The following is a 17286-nucleotide window of genomic DNA, read 5'->3' as shown; positions in this document are numbered from 1 at the left end:
TATATTTTGCTATTTTTTTGTAAATATTAAGCTTCAAACTCAGCAAACAGTTTTTAAAACCTCAACTACACAATCCTGTTCTTGCTCCGTCATCTGATGAAACAGAGGCAAAATCATGGCATGATCCTGTGCTTGTTCGCTTTCAGTCAGATCGCTTCCACATAACCAACTTTCTACCTCATAAGCTGGTTCCCGATGAGCGCACATAATTCCCCGTCTGGTGGAAATCCCAGCATCTAACATTACCTGCATAACTCGCTGCCGATCGCAACTCTCAGGAAGGCGTACACAGTAACTTTGCCAGTTACTTTTTGCCCAAGCTGGTTCTGTGGGTAATTTCAATCCAGGTATATCTGCCAGTTGGTGATGATATCGCTGTGCCAAGTAACGACGGCGTTCCACAATTTCTGGTAGGCGTTTGAGTTGTTCCCTTCCCACTGCGGCCTGAATATCAGTCATGCGGTAATTGTAACCCAACATGGGATAAGACTCGAATATGACTTGTTTAGCTCCGTGGCGGAGGGTATCAGGTACACTCATCCCATGCTGTCGCCAGAGGCGAAATTGTTCATCCCATTGGGGATTATTAGTGGTGATCATCCCCCCATCACCTGTAGTAATTACCTTGCGGGGGTGAAAGGAAAAACAGGCTATATCCCCATGTGGTTTACCGATTTTCTCCCACTGTCCATCCCAGAGAATTTCACTAGCGATCGCACAAGCTGCATCTTCAATCACTGGTAACTCGTAGCAATGGGCTATCTCTAAGATACTTTTCAGGTCACAAGGCATTCCCATTTGATGGACGAGGACAATCGCACGGGTGCGTTCGCTAATTGCATCTTCGATTAACACTGGGTTGATATTGTATGTCTGCGGTTCAATATCCACAAACACAGGAATCGCGCCACAATAACGAATACTATTAGCGGTGGCAATGAAAGAATGACTAACAGTAATTACTTCATCTTCTGGCTTTACTCCTACAGCTAATAGTGCTAGGTGCAATGCTGTAGTGCAATTGGCAACAGCACAAGCATAGTTAGCCCCCACATAAGTGGCAAATTCCTGCTCAAATGCTGCTACTTCCGGCCCTTGAGTCACCCAACCTGAAAGAATGGCGCGTCTTGCTGCTTCTGCCTCTGCTTCTCCCAGCCAGGGTTGAGCAATTGGGATATACTGTATTTTTTCAGACATTGCTTGTTTCCTTTGTCAGTAATTTCTGAGATCCCATCCTTGACCAGTAAATCAGCAATGTGGGAACCAACTAAACCTGCACCACCTGTAATTAAGATTCGTTTATTTTGCATATTCTGGCAAATTCTAGGTCTTTAACTATCCGGCTTTTCGCCAGCTTAGACGGGAAATCCCTTCAGATAAGGCAGCACTAATAGTTTTTATTTGAACTGGAGATAGTTCTGCATACATAGGTAAAGAAAGCACCTGCTGCGCTGCTAGTTCTGCTTGGGGAAAATCACCTACCTTATATCCTAAATCTGAGTAAGCTGGTTGCAAATGCACAGGAATTGGGTAGTGAATGCCTGTCTGTATTCCTTGCTGCTGTAGCACTTGTTGTAGTAAATCCCGTTCAGGCGATCGCACAGCATAAACATGGTAAACATGATAGCTGTATGGCATGACCTTGGGAGTGATCACCTCTGCTGCTAGTAGTTGATCATACCGTGCGGCTTGCGCTCTGCGAGCCTCCGTCCAGGCATCCAAATGGCGTAACTTAACGCGCAAGATTGCCCCTTGCAAGCCATCCATACGATAGTTATAACCCTTGAGGACATGGTGATACTTGCGTTCTTGCCCCCAATCCCGTAAACATCTCAATTTTGCGGCATATTCAGGATTATTGGTAACAACCATGCCACCTTCACCATAGGCTCCCAAGTTCTTACCAGGGTAAAAGCTGAAACAACCTAAATCACCGATACTACCAACCCGTCGCCCTTTATACTCAGCCCTGTGTGCCTGTGCAGCATCTTCAATCACAATCAAACCGTAACGACGGGCAATATCTAAAATTGCGTCCATATCTGCTGGTTGACCATAGAGATGTACAGGCAAAATCGCTTTAGTCCGCGCAGTGATAGCAGCCTCAATCTGTCTCACGTCTATGGTGTAAGAATTTGGCTCAATATCCACGAAAACAGGAGTAGCACCAGTGTAACAGATTGCTGCTACGGTAGCGACAAAGGTGAAAGGTGTGGTGATGACTTCATCGCCTGGGCCAATACCAGCAGCTAATAATGCCAAATGTAGCGCACTTGTGCCTGTATTCACAGCAATGCCATAGTTAGCACCGCAGTAGTGAGAAAACTCTTCTTCTAAAGCAACAACCTCACTTCCTAAAACGAATTGTGTACTTTCTAAAGCTTTAAAGACCGCAGCATCAATTTCATCTTTGATGCTTAGATATTGGGCTTTCAAATCTACAAATGGAATCATGCTGTTACCTCTATTAAATCAAATTTTCATTCATCAAGTCTGTTTTGTTCATCTTTGATTCATGCTTGTAACTCCCACAAAAATCAGTACAACAGAAGTTACTCTTGTCTGTTGAGAATCCCTAAGAGATTCTGGATTTGTTGTTTGAGACCCAATTTTTGGAGTACGACAATCATCCAGATTCTCAGTCTCACCCGGAGATGCAGCCAATTTCTTGGCAATAAATGCCGATAATCGTAGAAAAGCCGTTCTATTGTCCTGTAGTCTTTCAATATCTGGGGTGTGACCAGATCGAGTTCCGAGATATTTCGCTGGCTACTAAAGAAGAAAGTATCAGATTTTCTGGAGATTGTTTTGGCACGCTCATATAAAGTATCCACAGACTCTAACCAGCTCTCTCCTATATGAAGCCGTGTAATGTCTTCTTGGATGTTCCAGCCTAATTTAGACCGTAATTCCGCATTTTCCACCAAAAGCGACAACTTGTTTCTGTATTCGTTAATATTTTGACAACGGATTAAGTACTGATCTATCCCAGGCGCATCAGCACGCCAAACTGCCTGTTTTGCAGAGAATAAGGAGTAACTAACTAAAGGAATCCCATAACTACCAGCTTCTAAAAGGGAAGTAATTGACACCATTGGAAAGGCATCAACGTAAATATCAGCGCTCTGGAAGAATAGGGATACATCCGAACGTATGCCAAAGGCTTTGATCCGACCCCCTGTTTGCTGACTAGCATACTCCCAATTTTTGTCATGTTCGGGCCCAACAACAAATAAAAAGCAATTTGGATGTTGTTGTAGTAGCGGTACATGATCTAGAGGGAAGTTAATATTGTTCCAGGGACGATATTTAGGCGCACGAGCGATAGACACAAGTAAAACTGCATCTTCTGACAGACCTAGACGGCGCTTGGCTTCTGGCTGAGAGAGAGTTCTCTTGACAGGAGTAAGAGGAGTTGGCAATAGAACCAGCCGTTCTGGCTCAATTCCTCTGCGCTCCTGACAAAGTATCAACCCTGAAGTCCTGAGATTGACGATGAGATCAACGACTGTAACACCAATCCAAAAACAATGATCGGCATGATTGACAAGCAGTATCGGTGGCATTCCTGTCTTTTGACTCAATCCGATAATGGGTGCTACGTCTTCAGTTTGCAGATGCAAGATAATCAGATCAGCTTCTGTAGCTAATTTGCGAAGCCTCTGGGCGCGCTCTAAAATTCTTTTATAGTTGTTGCCAACTAGCTCAATACTTCCGCGCGAAGCTGCTACTAGGCTCTGCAACTTTTCCGGGACTGGGCTGATTGATGGCTGACTAACTGCAACTGAATGGCATCGACTGCTATCATTTTCGATCCAGCGTTGTAGCAGATGCTGCAAGCCTGCTTGCCCTGCAACCATTGAAGTGATGTGTAGCACTCTTTTGACATCAGATGTGTTTTTTACTGGAGGATTTTCAATTTGAATTGTTTGCTTTGCCAGTAAGTGCAAAATCTCCTCCAGTTCGTAGCTAGAGAACAAACCGTTATGCTTCCAGGTAGCGTAATAGGCGGCAATCTCAGCCAGGGCAGCAGAATAATGGTATTGTCCCTTAAGCAGGTAAGTCTTCGATTTTGCTATTAGACTCTGGAATACTTGATAATTTTCCTCCAGACAAGCGTTTTGGCTTCCTACGGAGCTTGGCTTCATATTATTTCGACTTTAATGCGTCTGTGTCAGTATGTCCTCATTGGTAATAAAGTATTGGGCTTTCAGGTCTACAAATGGAATCATGCTGCTATCTCCGCTAAGTCAAGTTCAACTAATCGACCCTGCTGTTTAATGGATTGAGTAGCAGCTTCCAGAATCCTCACTACCCTCAATCCTGCTTCACCATCAGTAATTGGGCGCTTTCCTTCACGAATGCAATGAATAAAATGCAATGCTTCGGTTTGTAATGCTTCTGTCATCTCTAACTTCGGGGCCCACATATCACCCGTGCGATAGCCGACCAGCATTTGGTATAGGTTTTCAGGATTGCCATTGACAGTAATTCCCTTGTCGTATATCTTTATTTTTTCGCTCGGCTCTAAATCGTCATAACAGATCATCTTTTGACTACCACCAAGCAATGTCCGACGCACTTTGACTGGTGCTAACCAATTGACATGAATATGTGCAATCAAATTATGCTCAAAAAATAGTGTCATGTAGGCAATGTTTTCTGGTTTGTTAGGAACGTGATTCATCCCTGTAGCCGAGACAGCGTAAGGCTGAGATGGCAACACATAGTCCATAATTGAGAGGTCATGAACGGCTAAATCCCAAATGACATTGACATCTTGTTGAAATAACCCCAGGTTGACACGTACAGAATCATAGTAATAAACATCGCCTATAGCCTTTGTCGCTACTAGTTCCTGCATCTTGCGGACTGCACCTGTATAGATGAAGGTGTGATCTACCATCAACACTAAATTACGCTTTTGGGCTTCATCTATCAGCCTCATCGCTTGCTCGGAGGATACGGTGATGGGTTTTTCTACAAGGACGTGTTTGTCAGCTTGTAAGGCGGCTAAGGCTAAATTGTAATGGGTGGAGACTGGTGTGGCAATGGCGATCGCATCAATCTGGCGATCGGCAAATAACTCTTGGCTATTTGTTGTCACCTTAATAGCTGGATACCGAGATTGGACTTTAGCCAGTCTTTCTACATTCAGGTCACTAACTGCAACAACTTCTGCTCCTGGTACTTCAGCAAAACTACGTACTAGATTCGGCCCCCAATAACCATAACCGATGACACCGATTCTTATGGGGTTAATTGTTTGGCTTTCCTGAGCTATGCAAATGTTTACCTCAGTTGGGTAATTTTTGCTATCAAAAGACTGCCTTAAAGGAGTGTAACTATTTATCATTTGGGAAAATATTCTAATAAATTACCGAGTCAATTCTTCATGCTGATTCTATAAAAAAACTTGGATGTTTTTTATTTAGAAGTTATTTGTAAACCAGTTAGTAGAACAAATTTTATTGCGCTACTACTGCAAGGAGAATCACAGATTTAAAGGTCTAAAACTTGCTTTAATCTGGAATTAAATATTAATTAGTACTGTTTGCACTAAGATTGTTATTCAAAACCTATTTATTAAGTAAATATTCAATATGTGATGTTAATATACATCTAATATTTGTGCAGTTGGATTAGCTTAGTTTGAGGTTGAATACTTACTTTATAAATAGTCTTTTACTCTACTGCTTGCGTATGAAAAAAATAACAAAGTTGAATCTTTTAAAAAATCTCTCTTAAGATAGATTATTATTCTTTTTTAAATAAATATAGACTTCGTTGTTAATTGTATATAAATACACCCAAAATTATTTTTTTCAGCATAAAACCTCTATCAGGGGATAGATTGATATAGTCACTTGCAATCATAGAATGCACTTACCTAATTGTTTATTATTGTCTGAATGACTAAACAATATTAGGTTTTTTGCAACCGATTATGCTGAAATTTTCATTAAAAATCTAATGATTTGAGCCTGATGAAAATCATCTAATCATCGCTATGTAAATAAAACTATGGAAAATTTGGGGTAGCACTGCACAAATATTTCTTTTGGTTATTATGTATCCATATGCTGCATAATTGTTTTATGCAAATATTCATTTCATGAGTTGCTTGGAGGAGTTTTTGGGACTTTTCCCCTGTCTAGAAAAGTAGTAGAAATTATCAGGACTAGCTTGCACTAAGCTTGACGAACGACCACAACCTTCTGGCAAAGCTTGCCAGGTGTTTATGATGAGAAAAAGATTTTATTATCAGCAGGATTTGGTAGAAAAAAATGGGCATTCGCATCAATTTTTACCTTCTAATTACACAGTTGAATCTGAACAAGGTCATGAAGGTGGATTAAACTTAGGCGAATTATTGAGGGTGATTCGTCGCAGAATATTTGTAATTTTAATCGGTACAACTACATTTACTACTGCGGCCATAGTATTTACTTTGACTAGTACTAAAAGTTATGTCGCTAAATTTGAACTTTTAACTGAACCTATAACTCCTGAAGATAAAGTAGCACCAGATGATAGATATAAAAGAGATGAAACTTCTAACAAAATCGATGAAACCAAAGTCAAGATTTTACAAAGTCCTAAATTAATGACTCCTATTAATGAACAAGTTCAGAAGTATTATCCAAATAGCAAACCACCTGAATTAAAAATCAAGCTGTTACCAAATACTCAAATTTTAGAAGTTAGTTATCAAGATACTAATCCAGAAAAAGTTCTGTTTGTCTTAAATAAGGCGGCTGAAGCTTACTTAAAATACAGTTTAGAGGAACGTCAAACAGACACTAAATTGGCAATTCAATTTGTGGAAAGGCAATTGCCTTTACTATTACGACAAGTGGAAATTCTTCAGGCAAAGTTACAAACTTTTCGTCAAAAATCTGGCATCATTAATGCTGAAGTTCAAAGCCAGCAGCTTGCTAGCGAACTTGACCAAATTGTGCAAAAAAGGTTAGATGCAGAAACGCAATTAAATAAAACTCAAGCATTTTACGATAGTGTACAAAAACAACTGGGCTTGGAAGTTAATGAAGCAGAAGCTGTCTCAGCTTTAAGTGAGTCTCCAGGCTATCAGAAGCTATTAAGCCAACTCCAAGATGTGGAGGCTAAAATTGCCACTAAATCATCTCAATATACGGACAATGACCCTGGTATTCAAAGCCTGTTGATCCAACAACAAAATTTGCTGGATTTAATGGGTAAAGAAAAGCTACGTGTTTTGGGGAATAAATTGTCGAGCATCAATACTGGCTCTTCTGGTTCATTTGCAACCAATTCAGCGCGTGTTCGAGAAATACAGAAATTTGTTGATGCTGCTAAACAAATTCAGATATTAAAAACGCAAATTCAATTTTTCAGCCGAGTTGAAAGTGATTTAAGACAAAAGGTGAAACAGTTTCCCATTCTCATCCGTCAAGAAGATGATTTAAAACGGCAATTAAAAATTAGTGTTGATAATCTCAATCACTTTCTCACTAAACGCGAGACATTACGTATAGATGCAGCACAAAAACAAACTCCTTGGCAGATACTTACACCTCCTAATAAACCTCAAAATGTTGCGCCTAGTATTAAAATTAGTTTACTTTATGGAACAGTTTTAGGTTTATTACTAAGTACTGGTTTGGCTTTGCTTACAGACAAGTTCAATAATGTTTTATATAACCTTGAGGAAGTTAAAGAAAAATTTAACTTACCAATATTGGGGGAAATTCCTTATATTAAGCTGGGTAATAATTATCAATTTACCAATAAGCAAGATATTTCTCACTTTCGGGAATCTTTTCATTCTGCATACACAAATATTTCTCTTGTCAATAAGGAGAATGCTATCCGTTCTCTAGTAGTTATCTCAGCCAGTCCTAGAGATGGCAAATCTACAATTGCTCTCTATTTAGCGCAGACGGCTGCGGCAATGGGTAAGCGTGTTTTACTAGTGGATGCTAATCTGCGTAATCCCGCCATCCATAAAATATTAGACTTACCTAATAGACAAGGATTAAGTAATTTGATTAGTGAAGAGTTACATTTTGAGAATGTTATACATCAATTCAATAACTATAGTCAGGGTAGAACCTATGAGCAAAACTTGTTTATTTTAACTAGTGGTTCAATTCCTACTAATCCTACAATGTTTTTCTCATCTCCTAAACTTCAAATTTTAACAGAACAATTTAAGCAAGTATTCGATTTAATTATTTATGATACATCGCCTTTCTTAGGTTTTGCAGATACTAGTATTCTCACGAAATTTATAGATGCTAGTATTTTGGCTGTGGGATTAGGTAAGACAAATTGTACTGCTTTGGCTCAATTGTTGGAGAAATTAGAGTTTTCTTCTACACCTGTGTTGGGTGCGATCGCCACCATTTTCAAGAAGTAAAAATAGCAGTTATATATTCTGTCTATTTTATTATTTAGCACAAAAATATCAGGAAAATATGCTAAATCCAAATCATCAAATTCAACTTGAATACTTCAGTCCATCTTTAAAACTGAAATCTTCTGAATCTTCTGCAAATATTGCTAAAATTAATATAGTCGGTTCTCCTGTTACTGCATTGCCCTTTGAAGTACAAATAAATATTATCTTAGAATGGGCTATGAGCAAAGTTAGCAAAGTTGTTTGTGTAGCTAACAGTCATATGCTTATAGAAGCTCATTGGCATCCAGAATTTTCGGCTATTTTAAGAAATGCTGATATTGTTACGCCTGATGGGATGCCATTAGTTTGGATGTTAAGACTGATGGGGATGCGGACTCAAAACCGTGTTGCAGGTCTGGACATTCTTTTATCTGTATGCAAATTAGCTCCACTCAGAGACATTAAAATTTTTTTCTTGGGTTCGGAAATAGTAATTTTAGAGAACATGAGAAAGAAGTTAGAATACTTATTTCCCCATATAAAAATAGCTGGAATGGAACCTTTACCATTTCGTCCTCTTACAGATATAGAGGATGAGGCTATTATTAAAAAAATTCATGATAGTGGAGCAGGAATAGTTTTTGTGTCTTTGGGATGTCCGAAGCAAGAGTACTGGATGAACCAACACAAAAACCAAATTAAGGCTGTAATGATTGGTTTGGGTGGAGCTTTTCCTGTCTTTGCAGAAACTCAAAAACGAGCGCCCTATTTGATACGTCATTTAGGCGGTGAATGGTTATATCGTTTGATTCAAGAGCCTGTAAGATTATTAAATCGATATAGCAAAACTATTCCGGTTTTTATTTGGCTAGTTTTCAAGCAATTACTGAGTTTAGCTTTAGTGAGAAAAAACTAATATAGCAAGATAGCAGCTCTTCACAAGGGGGAAGTCAAAAGTCAAAAGTCAAAAGTCAAAAGTCAAAAGTCAAAAGTATTAAACCCCTCGCTATGAATATCCATACATTTTGATCATTGCATCGATACATTTCTCAAAATGCTAATGTTAATTGGCAAACTGGAGATATGCCTATTTGCCAAATTGATAATTTGAGTCCAGCAATAAAAGCAAACATATTTTATTACGATAATACTGAATGGGCAAAAGGTTACTTTGCAGCCTGCCATCGAGATAAAGCATTTCAAGAATGTTGGCAATCAGCAAGCGGTAGTTGGGATGACAAAATTGTAGTAGATATAGGCTGTGGCCCCGGAAATTTATACGCGACTTTGGGCGGTTCCCCAAGATTGTTAATTGGTGTCGATGTGTCGTGTAATTCTTTAAAAATGGCGCAAACAATTGGTTATACACCCATTTTGGCAGATGCTCACAATTTACCATTTATTGATGGGTTTGCGGATATTGTTGCAGTTAATGCAACATTACATCATTGCGAAAATATGGGCAAAGTTTTAGCAGAAGCTGCGCGTTTGGTTCGTCCAGGTGGATTACTTATTACTGACCATGATCCACAGCAAACGGCTTGGAACTGGAAAGGTTTGGCTATGCTATTGTACAAAATCCGTGTGCCAATATATAGATTGTTGAGCTTTGGCAAGTTTATGTCCCAGAAGGAACATGATGCTATGCTGAAGAGTGAAACTCATCACAAACCTAGTGATGGTATGACAAGACAATTTTATTACCAAATATTAGAACCCCTGGGCTTTACAGTCAACGTCTATCCGCACAATCATACAGTGGGAGCAGAAGTGCTACAAGGCAATTATGGACAAGCACATATGAAGTATCGTTACGCTCAATGGTTATCTGGAATTAATCCTCATTCTTCAGAAGCAGCCTTATCTTTGATGTGTGTTGCCAGACGTAATTAGAAGTAAACTGATACTCATACAAGCAAGCGATCGCACAATTCTCAAATCATGACTGAACAACAGGGTAAAGTCTACCTTGTCGGCGCAGGGCCGGGAGATGTCGCATACCTGACAGTGAAAGCTTATCATCTCTTGGCTGTGGCTCAAGTGTTGGTTTATGATGCCCTAGTAGATGAGCAATTGTTAGGGTGTGTATCATCTGATTGTCTCAAAGTAGATGTAGGTAAACGGGGCGGTAAACCCAGCACACCCCAAGCCGACATCAATAATTTATTAGTGAAATTCTGCCAACAAGGTCAGCTAGTCGTCAGGTTAAAATCAGGCGACCCCTTTATTTTTGGGCGCTGTACCTCGGAAATTGAGGCTTTGAAAGCCGCAGGTTGTGAGTTTGAGGTAGTACCGGGAATTTCCTCAGCCACAGCTGCACCTTTATTAGCAGGAATACCCATCACAGATCCCGTGATGAGTCGCTGTTTTGCAGTCTTGACAGCCCATGAAGTTGAGGTTTTAGATTGGGAAGCACTGTCAAGATTAGACACACTAATAATATTGATGGGCGGAAAGAACCTAGCGGATATTGTACATCAACTTTTGCGAAGAGGGCGATCGCACCTCACACCCATAGCCATTATTCGTTGGGCAGGAACCCCCAGTCAACAAATCTGGACTGGTCAATTAGGCAATATATTAGCACAAACGGCTGGTTTATCCCTTTCCCCAGTAGTTATCGTCATTGGTGAAGTTGTTGGGCTACGCAATTACCTACAACCTGAGAAAATATCTTTAGAGAACTCAACCACACCTATGTCTAGTAATCTACCTCTTACTGGGAAAACCATCTTAGTCACCCGTTCCTCTGGTCAATCGAGCCAATTTAGCGATCGCCTAGCTGCATTTGGCGCTACAGTAATTGAAATGCCAGCGTTAGAAATAGGCCCACCCTCTAGTTGGGAGGAATTAGATCAGGCGATCGCAAATTTATCCAACTTCAACTGGTTAATTCTCACCTCCACCAACGGCGTAGACTACTTTTTTGACAGACTCAATAGCCAAGGTAAAGATACTCGTGCTTTAGCGGGAGTAAAAATCGCCGTCGTTGGTGAAAAAACCTCCCAAAGCCTCAAACAAAGGGGACTGCAACCTGACTTTATTCCCCCTAACTTTGTAGCTGACTCCTTAGTAGAAAACTTCCCCGAAACACTGCAAGGAAAAAAGATATTATTCCCCAGAGTAGAAAGTGGCGGAAGAGAAATCTTAGTTAAAGAATTATCCGCCAAAGGTGCAGAAGTCATAGAAGTTGCAGCTTATCAATCTTGCTGTCCTACTAGTATCCCCCCAGCAGCAGAACTAGCATTAAAAAACCGCACAATAGATGTAATTACCTTTGCCAGTTCTAAAACCGGGCAATTTTTCTACCAACTTGTAGAGCAAATATTTCCTAACAATATCACCAATATTTTAGAGGGAGTATGTATTGCTTCCATCGGCCCCCAAACCTCAAAAACTTGTCAAACCTTATTCGGCCGAGTAGATGTAGAAGCCGAAGAATACACCCTAGATGGACTAACCCAAGCCATCATCAATTGGTCATCATAGTAGGGAATAGGGGATAGGGGACAGGGGACAGCCTCAAAGGCTAGCTGCTAGGAAATTTGTGATTTATTTATGTTCTAATCTATGGCGACTGCTATAAACCAATACGGTTCAGTTAAGGCTAAATTGGGCAGAAACATTGACTAAATATCTAAACTAATCGGCGTTTATCGGCGTTTATCGGCGGTTAATTATTCTTATCTGAACCGTATTGTGCTATAAACCCTAAAAATTCCTCTCCTAAACTCACCAATAACTCTCGAAACTCCTCCGCGTCCCTCCGCGCTTTCCTCCCATTCCTCTGCGTTTAAAAAAAAAGCCAAATTTATACAGCTTTTTCTTCAGAATTACCGACACTAGTTATTTTTGATGCTAAAACAAGAATAACTAATCACAGTGTATATATGGTAACTCCAAATAAAGAAAAAGCACTATTGCTATTACGTCAGACATTAGATAATACAACATCTAATTTTCGCCCTGGACAATGGGAAGCAATAGAAGAATTAATCGAAAGGCGATCGCGTTTACTCGTTTTACTCAATAATCAAATTAAAGCTTTAGTAGCGACTACCGCAGAAAGGCAGGTGTTTAGTTCTTGTTTGGTAACAGCTTTGATAAGCAGATATCCCAAAAAAGAAAATCCGCCTCAGCTTCCATTCAAAACACTAAGGTTGTGCTTGTGAACGGCTTTAGATGGCGGATTATACTAATACTGATATGTCTATTTCGAGATCGCTCGATCAGGAATAGTCCACAAGTAATCAGTCAAGGTGAGTGGCTTTAGGCATTTACTTTCAGGAGTAAGGTAGCTTAACAAATCAGAACAGTCAGGGTTTTGATAACTAGCAGTGCCGAGGACTTTACCTTTTGGCCATCCAGCTCGTATATGGCAATTTCGACAACTGGTAGCAATTGGATGAATGACTCCTTCAATATATGGATTAACTGTAATATCAACTTCACCTTTATTGTTAGGGGGTATTGCGTAAGCGTCTGTAAGCAAGTAATGATTCCAAGGGCCTTTGGCCTGTGGAAGTTCAGGACGATCAGCCGCATAAGGTAATTGATCAGGCTTGTCCGACCACCAAACACTTTGTAAAGTCCAGCTTGGTAGTTCTTTTGTATTAATGTGCATAGCGATGGTAACTAAGTAATCACCAATACCGATTGGCTGATTGTTTGCCCAATAGCTTGCGGCATTAAGAATTGCTTTATCGGCTTCATCAAATGAATCCCAGTCCTCTTTTGTAATTTTATGGTAGTAAAAACTATCTAAACCATACACTAAAGCATCTTGTTCTTTAGTTGGTAAGTCTTTTTCTTTGCCATGATCTTTCACATTATATAAGAACTTAACTTTCTCCTTTTTTCCTACTGTTTTTCCACTGGGATCAACCCCCACTAAATTATTCCAAGTTTCGTAACCAACATAATCTGTATAATCGTCGGGAAAGTCATTATTCCAGACAGGAATAGCGGTAACTCCTTGGGCTTTTACAGGCCAGTACATATGTTTAGTAACGATAAATAGAGGAGTCACTTCTAGAGGCCATTTCTTTTTATGTAGTTGATCCAGCTTTGATGTAAGGTAGAGTTGACTGATGCGTATGTTATTCATGCCTTCTAGACTGAGTGACTCAGTAGGGATCATGATGTCACCGTTATACTGAAAATGGCTACCATCAACAATGTATTCATTGTTGTCTTTATCATTCTTAATAACGGTTGGATATTCTTTCTTAACTTGGCTAGGAACAATATCATAACTTGGAGCATTGGGTGTGTTTACGCAAATGGTTATTTGACCATCGCTATTCTTACAAGGGTATTTCCTTGGCTCTGTTTCGGAAATCATCTTACTGGGTTTCACTCCATTATCACGGTTTCTCGCTATTATCGATCCGCCAGAACGTGATTGAGTTATGTCAGTTTCTCCAAGAATTTTTTCAGCAGATTGAGCTTTAAAAGCTGCCGTTGTGTTTGGCCAGGTATACCAGACAGGCCAGTTTGATTCTCCTATTGGTTGCATGATACCCGCCCATAACTTCCAGGCATGTTCACGAATAATCTTGCGATTACCTTCTTTAGTCGCCTTGTTTAGAGTCGATAAATTTTCCATATAGTCATAACCATTAGGAAAAGGCAAGTACCCCATGTTTATACTAGGATTGCAACTACTAATTAACAAACCCAATGTTAAAACACACACTATTAGTACAAAACGACGATACATATTGAAATTTCCTTTGATGTTTAACATCAAAATAAATTAGGATGGACTATTTTTTGAAGAATTGACTATTCCTAAATAGAAAAGTGATGTGGAATAATTATCATTTCTATTGTGATGAAAGCTCGAATAATACTCGTATTCCTGTTGTCTTATCCAAAAACAGAGCATCAACAGCACAGAAAAATCAGATCAGACGCTTTCTTGAAAAAACAGACTTTCACGAAATACAAACAAACTATATTCCCCAAAGTTAATAAATATTTGATGAGGATTATAGAAAACTTTCACTTTCTTGACATCAATTGATGCAGGAACAATCAAACCAGTCTTAATATTTTTAGTATCTTTGCAAAAAGTTCATTCTATATCTGCAATACAACTAATGCAGTTATACAGGAGCGAAACATTTGCCAATAAATAAATTTATGCTGATAAATTAAACCTCATGCTCTTTGATTTAAGAATTTGTGTCTATTAACTGACAAAAATGATACTCATCAAAGCATAGTTCCATCTTGTTGAAAACCATCAATTATCAATTTAATAGGCTACGCAAAGTTTATATCTTAAGATAGATGCGTGTCAAGGTAGTTTAAGCATAACAAGAATGTTCTTATTATTTTTTTACATTATTTGGCGCTTCAACTACGATACTTGTGGCGAACATAGCGATCGCACTCATCATGCTCTCTTTTGTTCTTCCTCGCCGTATTACTGCGAAACTTTGATATCTTTATCCCTCACAATAGCGACGCAATCAAGAATGTAAAACTATGTAAAGTATCTAACATCTCTAGTAAATTCATAATCACGCTGGAGCGAATGCAGTAATAAAAGTACTGCATGGTGAAATAACTATTGTTTTAGTTACCCCATCCACACCATCCAATCGGGAGCCTGTGCAGTCAACTGTTCAAACGTCACAGGCTCTTGCTCATCAATAATTATTAGTAAATTCTCCCACTGCTCCCCCTGCTTGACCCACATGACTATTTTGGTTTGCTAAACTGCCAGCGATCGCCTTAAAACCTGAAAACCCTCCTTAAATCTCAAAACTCCTCCGCGCCCCTCCGCGCTTACCTCCTATTCCTCTGCGTTTAAAAAAATTGCCTAATTTTCACAAAACCATCGCCAAACCACATTAAAATAATGGCACAACTCCCAGACCACAGGAATATTCAGTTGTGCAGCCAGACTTGATAGGTTTAGAAATTAGTCAGGGAGAACTCAGACGCTTAATAGGGTTGTCCCCAGATAGAGTCCTGCGTCCAGGTATCGCCAACCGTCAACAGCGATTAAAATTTTGGCAGCAGGAAATATCGTTGGTATTTGTATTATCTATCATCATTGTGGGCTTAATCTATGCCTTCATCATCCTGCCCACAATTGGTTCAGCTATTCCATTAGGTATCATTTTATTCATTATAGTCGCAGCATTGCTGTTACTGGGGCGATCGCTCGCTCAACGTTTCCGCACCTCCAAAACCCTGATCAAGCTTTTAGATGCAGTTGATCAATATCATGCCTTAATCGTAGCTGTGGATGTCAACGACCAATTGGCAGTCTCAGGATTAGATCATAGCCTAGAGGATAGAGACCAAGTTATTACCGCCCTGCAACTGTTACGCGAAGATTTAGTCCAAGCTTTGAAAACAGAGCGACTTTTGCGGGATAATAAAAAATTGCTTGCTAATCAACAAGAACTATTTGTCAATCATTTAACCAATATTCAAGCCATGAAAGAAAATACTCAGGCTAGCGAATATGGTCAAATTATTAATCAAGCATGGCAAATTGGTCTTGATGTACAAGCACAATTAAGAAAATTACAATCGTCCCGTTGACTGCAATGAGCAACAAACCAAAAATAATTGTCTTGGATGATGATCCTACAGGTTCTCAAACAGTCCATAGCTGTTTGCTGCTGATGCGTTGGGATGTGGAAACTTTACGCACAGGGTTACGGGATGATGCGCCGATTTTCTTTATACTCACCAATACCAGAGCTTTAACTCCAGAATCAGCCGCATCTGTTACCAAAGAAGTCTGTCAAAACTTAAAGGTGGCGCTAGCTGCTGAAGGTGTGGATGACTTTCTCGTAGTTAGCCGTTCTGATTCTACCTTGCGGGGACATTATCCCATCGAAACGGATGCGATCGCTCAAGAACTCGGCCCCTTTGATGCTCATTTTCTCGTTCCTGCTTTTTTTGAGGGGGGACGCATCACCCGCGACAGCATCCACTACCTAATTATCGATGGTGTACCCACCCCAGTCCATGAAACTGAATTTGCTCGTGATTCAGTTTTCGCCTATCATCACAGCTACTTACCTAAGTATGTGGAAGAAAAAACTCAAGGTAAAATTCCGGCTGAGTCGGTGGAAAGGTTTTTACTAGATGATATACGTCAGGGAAGTTTAGAACGCTTACTCCAACTGACAAATAATCATTGCGCTGTAGTCGATGGGGAAACCCAAGCTGATCTCAACCAGTTTGCTGTCGATGTCTTAGCCGCCGCTAGCCAAGGTAAACGCTTTTTATTCCGCAGTGCTGCCAGTATTTTAACAGCATTGGCTGCCCTACCTCCCCAACCAGTCGCCGCCGAAAATATGGCTGAGTATGTGCGAAAGGGTAAACCAGGCGCAGTGATAGTTGGTTCCCATGTCAAAAAGACGACACAGCAATTAGCAGCACTGTTACAACTTGAGGGAACTGTGGGAATTGAAGTTAATGTGTCACGGTTACTTGATGAACAGGTAGATGCAGCGACTATACTGTTAGCTGAAATTAAAGCTACTGTAGAGGAAGTACATCAATCTCTGAAAACACCAGTAGTATACACTAGCCGTCAAGAACTCACTTTCAAAGATGTAAAAACTCGCTTAGATTTTGGCATCAAAGTGTCAAGTTTATTGATGGATATTGTCCGCAACTTACCTCATGATATTGGCTTTCTCATCAGTAAGGGCGGTATTACTTCCAATGATGTCTTAAGTACAGGATTAGCTTTAACTTCCGCCCGATTACTAGGGCAAATTTTACCTGGTTGTTCAATGGTGCTAACATCATCTAACCACCCACAATTTCCTGATTTACCAGTAGTATTGTTTCCAGGGAACGTTGGGGATACTAACGCCTTGGGAAAAGTTTATCAAATATTAACTAAAAATACTTAAGTAAAA

The 17286-nt window shown here is 39.8% G+C and carries 13 protein-coding genes; 8 read left to right on the top strand and 5 right to left on the bottom strand.

The features are described 5' to 3' along the window. Nucleotides 1-39: 39 nt before the first annotated feature. From H6G83_RS15095 to H6G83_RS15080, 4 genes are all read right to left on the bottom strand, one after another. Nucleotides 40-1197: a DegT/DnrJ/EryC1/StrS family aminotransferase gene (locus tag H6G83_RS15095; protein WP_190473622.1), complete on the bottom strand. Its 1158-nt coding sequence runs from the start codon at nt 1195-1197 to the stop codon at nt 40-42. A 138-nt stretch (nt 1198-1335) separates the two neighbouring features. After that, complete coding sequence (locus H6G83_RS15090; protein ID WP_190473620.1) at nt 1336-2454, bottom strand: DegT/DnrJ/EryC1/StrS family aminotransferase; 1119 nt, start codon at nt 2452-2454, stop codon at nt 1336-1338. Nucleotides 2455-2552: 98 nt separating this feature from the next. Continuing rightward, nucleotides 2553-4148, bottom strand: a complete 1596-nt coding sequence (locus H6G83_RS15085; protein ID WP_190473618.1) for a glycosyltransferase — start codon at nt 4146-4148, stop codon at nt 2553-2555. Between the two features lie 80 nt (nt 4149-4228). After that, entirely contained in the window at nt 4229-5356 is a 1128-nt protein-coding gene (locus tag H6G83_RS15080) for a Gfo/Idh/MocA family protein (RefSeq protein WP_190473616.1), read from the bottom strand. An 885-nt stretch (nt 5357-6241) separates the two neighbouring features. Between H6G83_RS15080 and H6G83_RS15075 the strand changes: the two genes are divergently transcribed. From H6G83_RS15075 to H6G83_RS15055, 5 genes are all read left to right on the top strand, one after another. Further along, nucleotides 6242-8401: a GumC family protein gene (locus tag H6G83_RS15075; protein ID WP_242044602.1), complete on the top strand. Its 2160-nt coding sequence runs from the start codon at nt 6242-6244 to the stop codon at nt 8399-8401. A 58-nt stretch (nt 8402-8459) separates the two neighbouring features. Further along, nucleotides 8460-9299, top strand: coding sequence for a WecB/TagA/CpsF family glycosyltransferase (locus H6G83_RS15070; protein ID WP_190473614.1), 840 nt, complete (start codon nt 8460-8462; stop codon nt 9297-9299). A gap of 116 nt (nt 9300-9415) precedes the next feature. Next, nucleotides 9416-10276 carry a class I SAM-dependent methyltransferase gene (locus H6G83_RS15065; protein ID WP_313936186.1) on the top strand — a complete coding sequence of 287 codons (861 nt, stop codon included), beginning with the start codon at nt 9416-9418 and terminating at the stop codon, nt 10274-10276. Between the two features lie 48 nt (nt 10277-10324). Further along, complete coding sequence (gene cobA, locus H6G83_RS15060; RefSeq protein ID WP_190473611.1) at nt 10325-11872, top strand: uroporphyrinogen-III C-methyltransferase; 1548 nt, start codon at nt 10325-10327, stop codon at nt 11870-11872. A gap of 401 nt (nt 11873-12273) precedes the next feature. Then, a complete protein-coding gene (locus H6G83_RS15055; protein ID WP_190473690.1) occupies nt 12274-12555 on the top strand; it encodes a hypothetical protein in 282 nt (93 codons plus the stop codon). 38 nt (nt 12556-12593) lie between these two features. On the opposite strand, the gene H6G83_RS15050 is transcribed toward H6G83_RS15055, so the two are convergent. Next, nucleotides 12594-14105, bottom strand: a complete 1512-nt coding sequence (locus tag H6G83_RS15050; RefSeq protein ID WP_190473609.1) for a hypothetical protein — start codon at nt 14103-14105, stop codon at nt 12594-12596. A gap of 607 nt (nt 14106-14712) precedes the next feature. On the opposite strand from H6G83_RS15050, the gene H6G83_RS15045 reads away from it, so the two are divergent. From H6G83_RS15045 to H6G83_RS15035, 3 genes are all read left to right on the top strand, one after another. Continuing rightward, nucleotides 14713-14874, top strand: a complete 162-nt coding sequence (locus H6G83_RS15045; protein ID WP_190473607.1) for a hypothetical protein — start codon at nt 14713-14715, stop codon at nt 14872-14874. A gap of 415 nt (nt 14875-15289) precedes the next feature. After that, entirely contained in the window at nt 15290-15949 is a 660-nt protein-coding gene (locus H6G83_RS15040; protein WP_190473605.1) for a hypothetical protein, read from the top strand. A gap of 5 nt (nt 15950-15954) precedes the next feature. Further along, nucleotides 15955-17280 (top strand): four-carbon acid sugar kinase family protein, encoded by a 1326-nt coding sequence (locus tag H6G83_RS15035; RefSeq protein ID WP_190473603.1) that lies wholly within the window; start codon nt 15955-15957, stop codon nt 17278-17280. Nucleotides 17281-17286 lie beyond the last annotated feature (6 nt).

Source organism: Anabaena azotica FACHB-119, assembly GCF_014697625.1.
GTDB classification, from domain to species: domain Bacteria; phylum Cyanobacteriota; class Cyanobacteriia; order Cyanobacteriales; family Nostocaceae; genus Trichormus; species Trichormus azoticus_A.
The sequence above is the reverse complement of the archived record's forward strand: the minus strand, read 5'-3'. Positions and strand labels throughout refer to the sequence as shown.

Bases quoted from the DNA above. Each gene is read 5' to 3' on its own strand.
- H6G83_RS15095 (WP_190473622.1), bottom strand. From the start codon at position 1,197: ATGTCTGAAAAAATACAGTATATCCCAATTGCTCAACCCTGGCTGGGA.
- H6G83_RS15035 (WP_190473603.1), top strand. From the start codon at position 15,955: ATGAGCAACAAACCAAAAATAATTGTCTTGGATGATGATCCTACAGGT.
- H6G83_RS15090 (WP_190473620.1), bottom strand. From the start codon at position 2,454: ATGATTCCATTTGTAGATTTGAAAGCCCAATATCTAAGCATCAAAGAT.
- H6G83_RS15070 (WP_190473614.1), top strand. From the start codon at position 8,460: ATGCTAAATCCAAATCATCAAATTCAACTTGAATACTTCAGTCCATCT.
- H6G83_RS15045 (WP_190473607.1), top strand. From the start codon at position 14,713: ATGTTCTTATTATTTTTTTACATTATTTGGCGCTTCAACTACGATACT.
- H6G83_RS15080 (WP_190473616.1), bottom strand. From the start codon at position 5,356: ATGATAAATAGTTACACTCCTTTAAGGCAGTCTTTTGATAGCAAAAAT.
- H6G83_RS15055 (WP_190473690.1), top strand. From the start codon at position 12,274: ATGGTAACTCCAAATAAAGAAAAAGCACTATTGCTATTACGTCAGACA.
- H6G83_RS15050 (WP_190473609.1), bottom strand. From the start codon at position 14,105: ATGTATCGTCGTTTTGTACTAATAGTGTGTGTTTTAACATTGGGTTTG.
- H6G83_RS15085 (WP_190473618.1), bottom strand. From the start codon at position 4,148: ATGAAGCCAAGCTCCGTAGGAAGCCAAAACGCTTGTCTGGAGGAAAAT.
- H6G83_RS15075 (WP_242044602.1), top strand. From the start codon at position 6,242: ATGATGAGAAAAAGATTTTATTATCAGCAGGATTTGGTAGAAAAAAAT.
- cobA (WP_190473611.1), top strand. From the start codon at position 10,325: ATGACTGAACAACAGGGTAAAGTCTACCTTGTCGGCGCAGGGCCGGGA.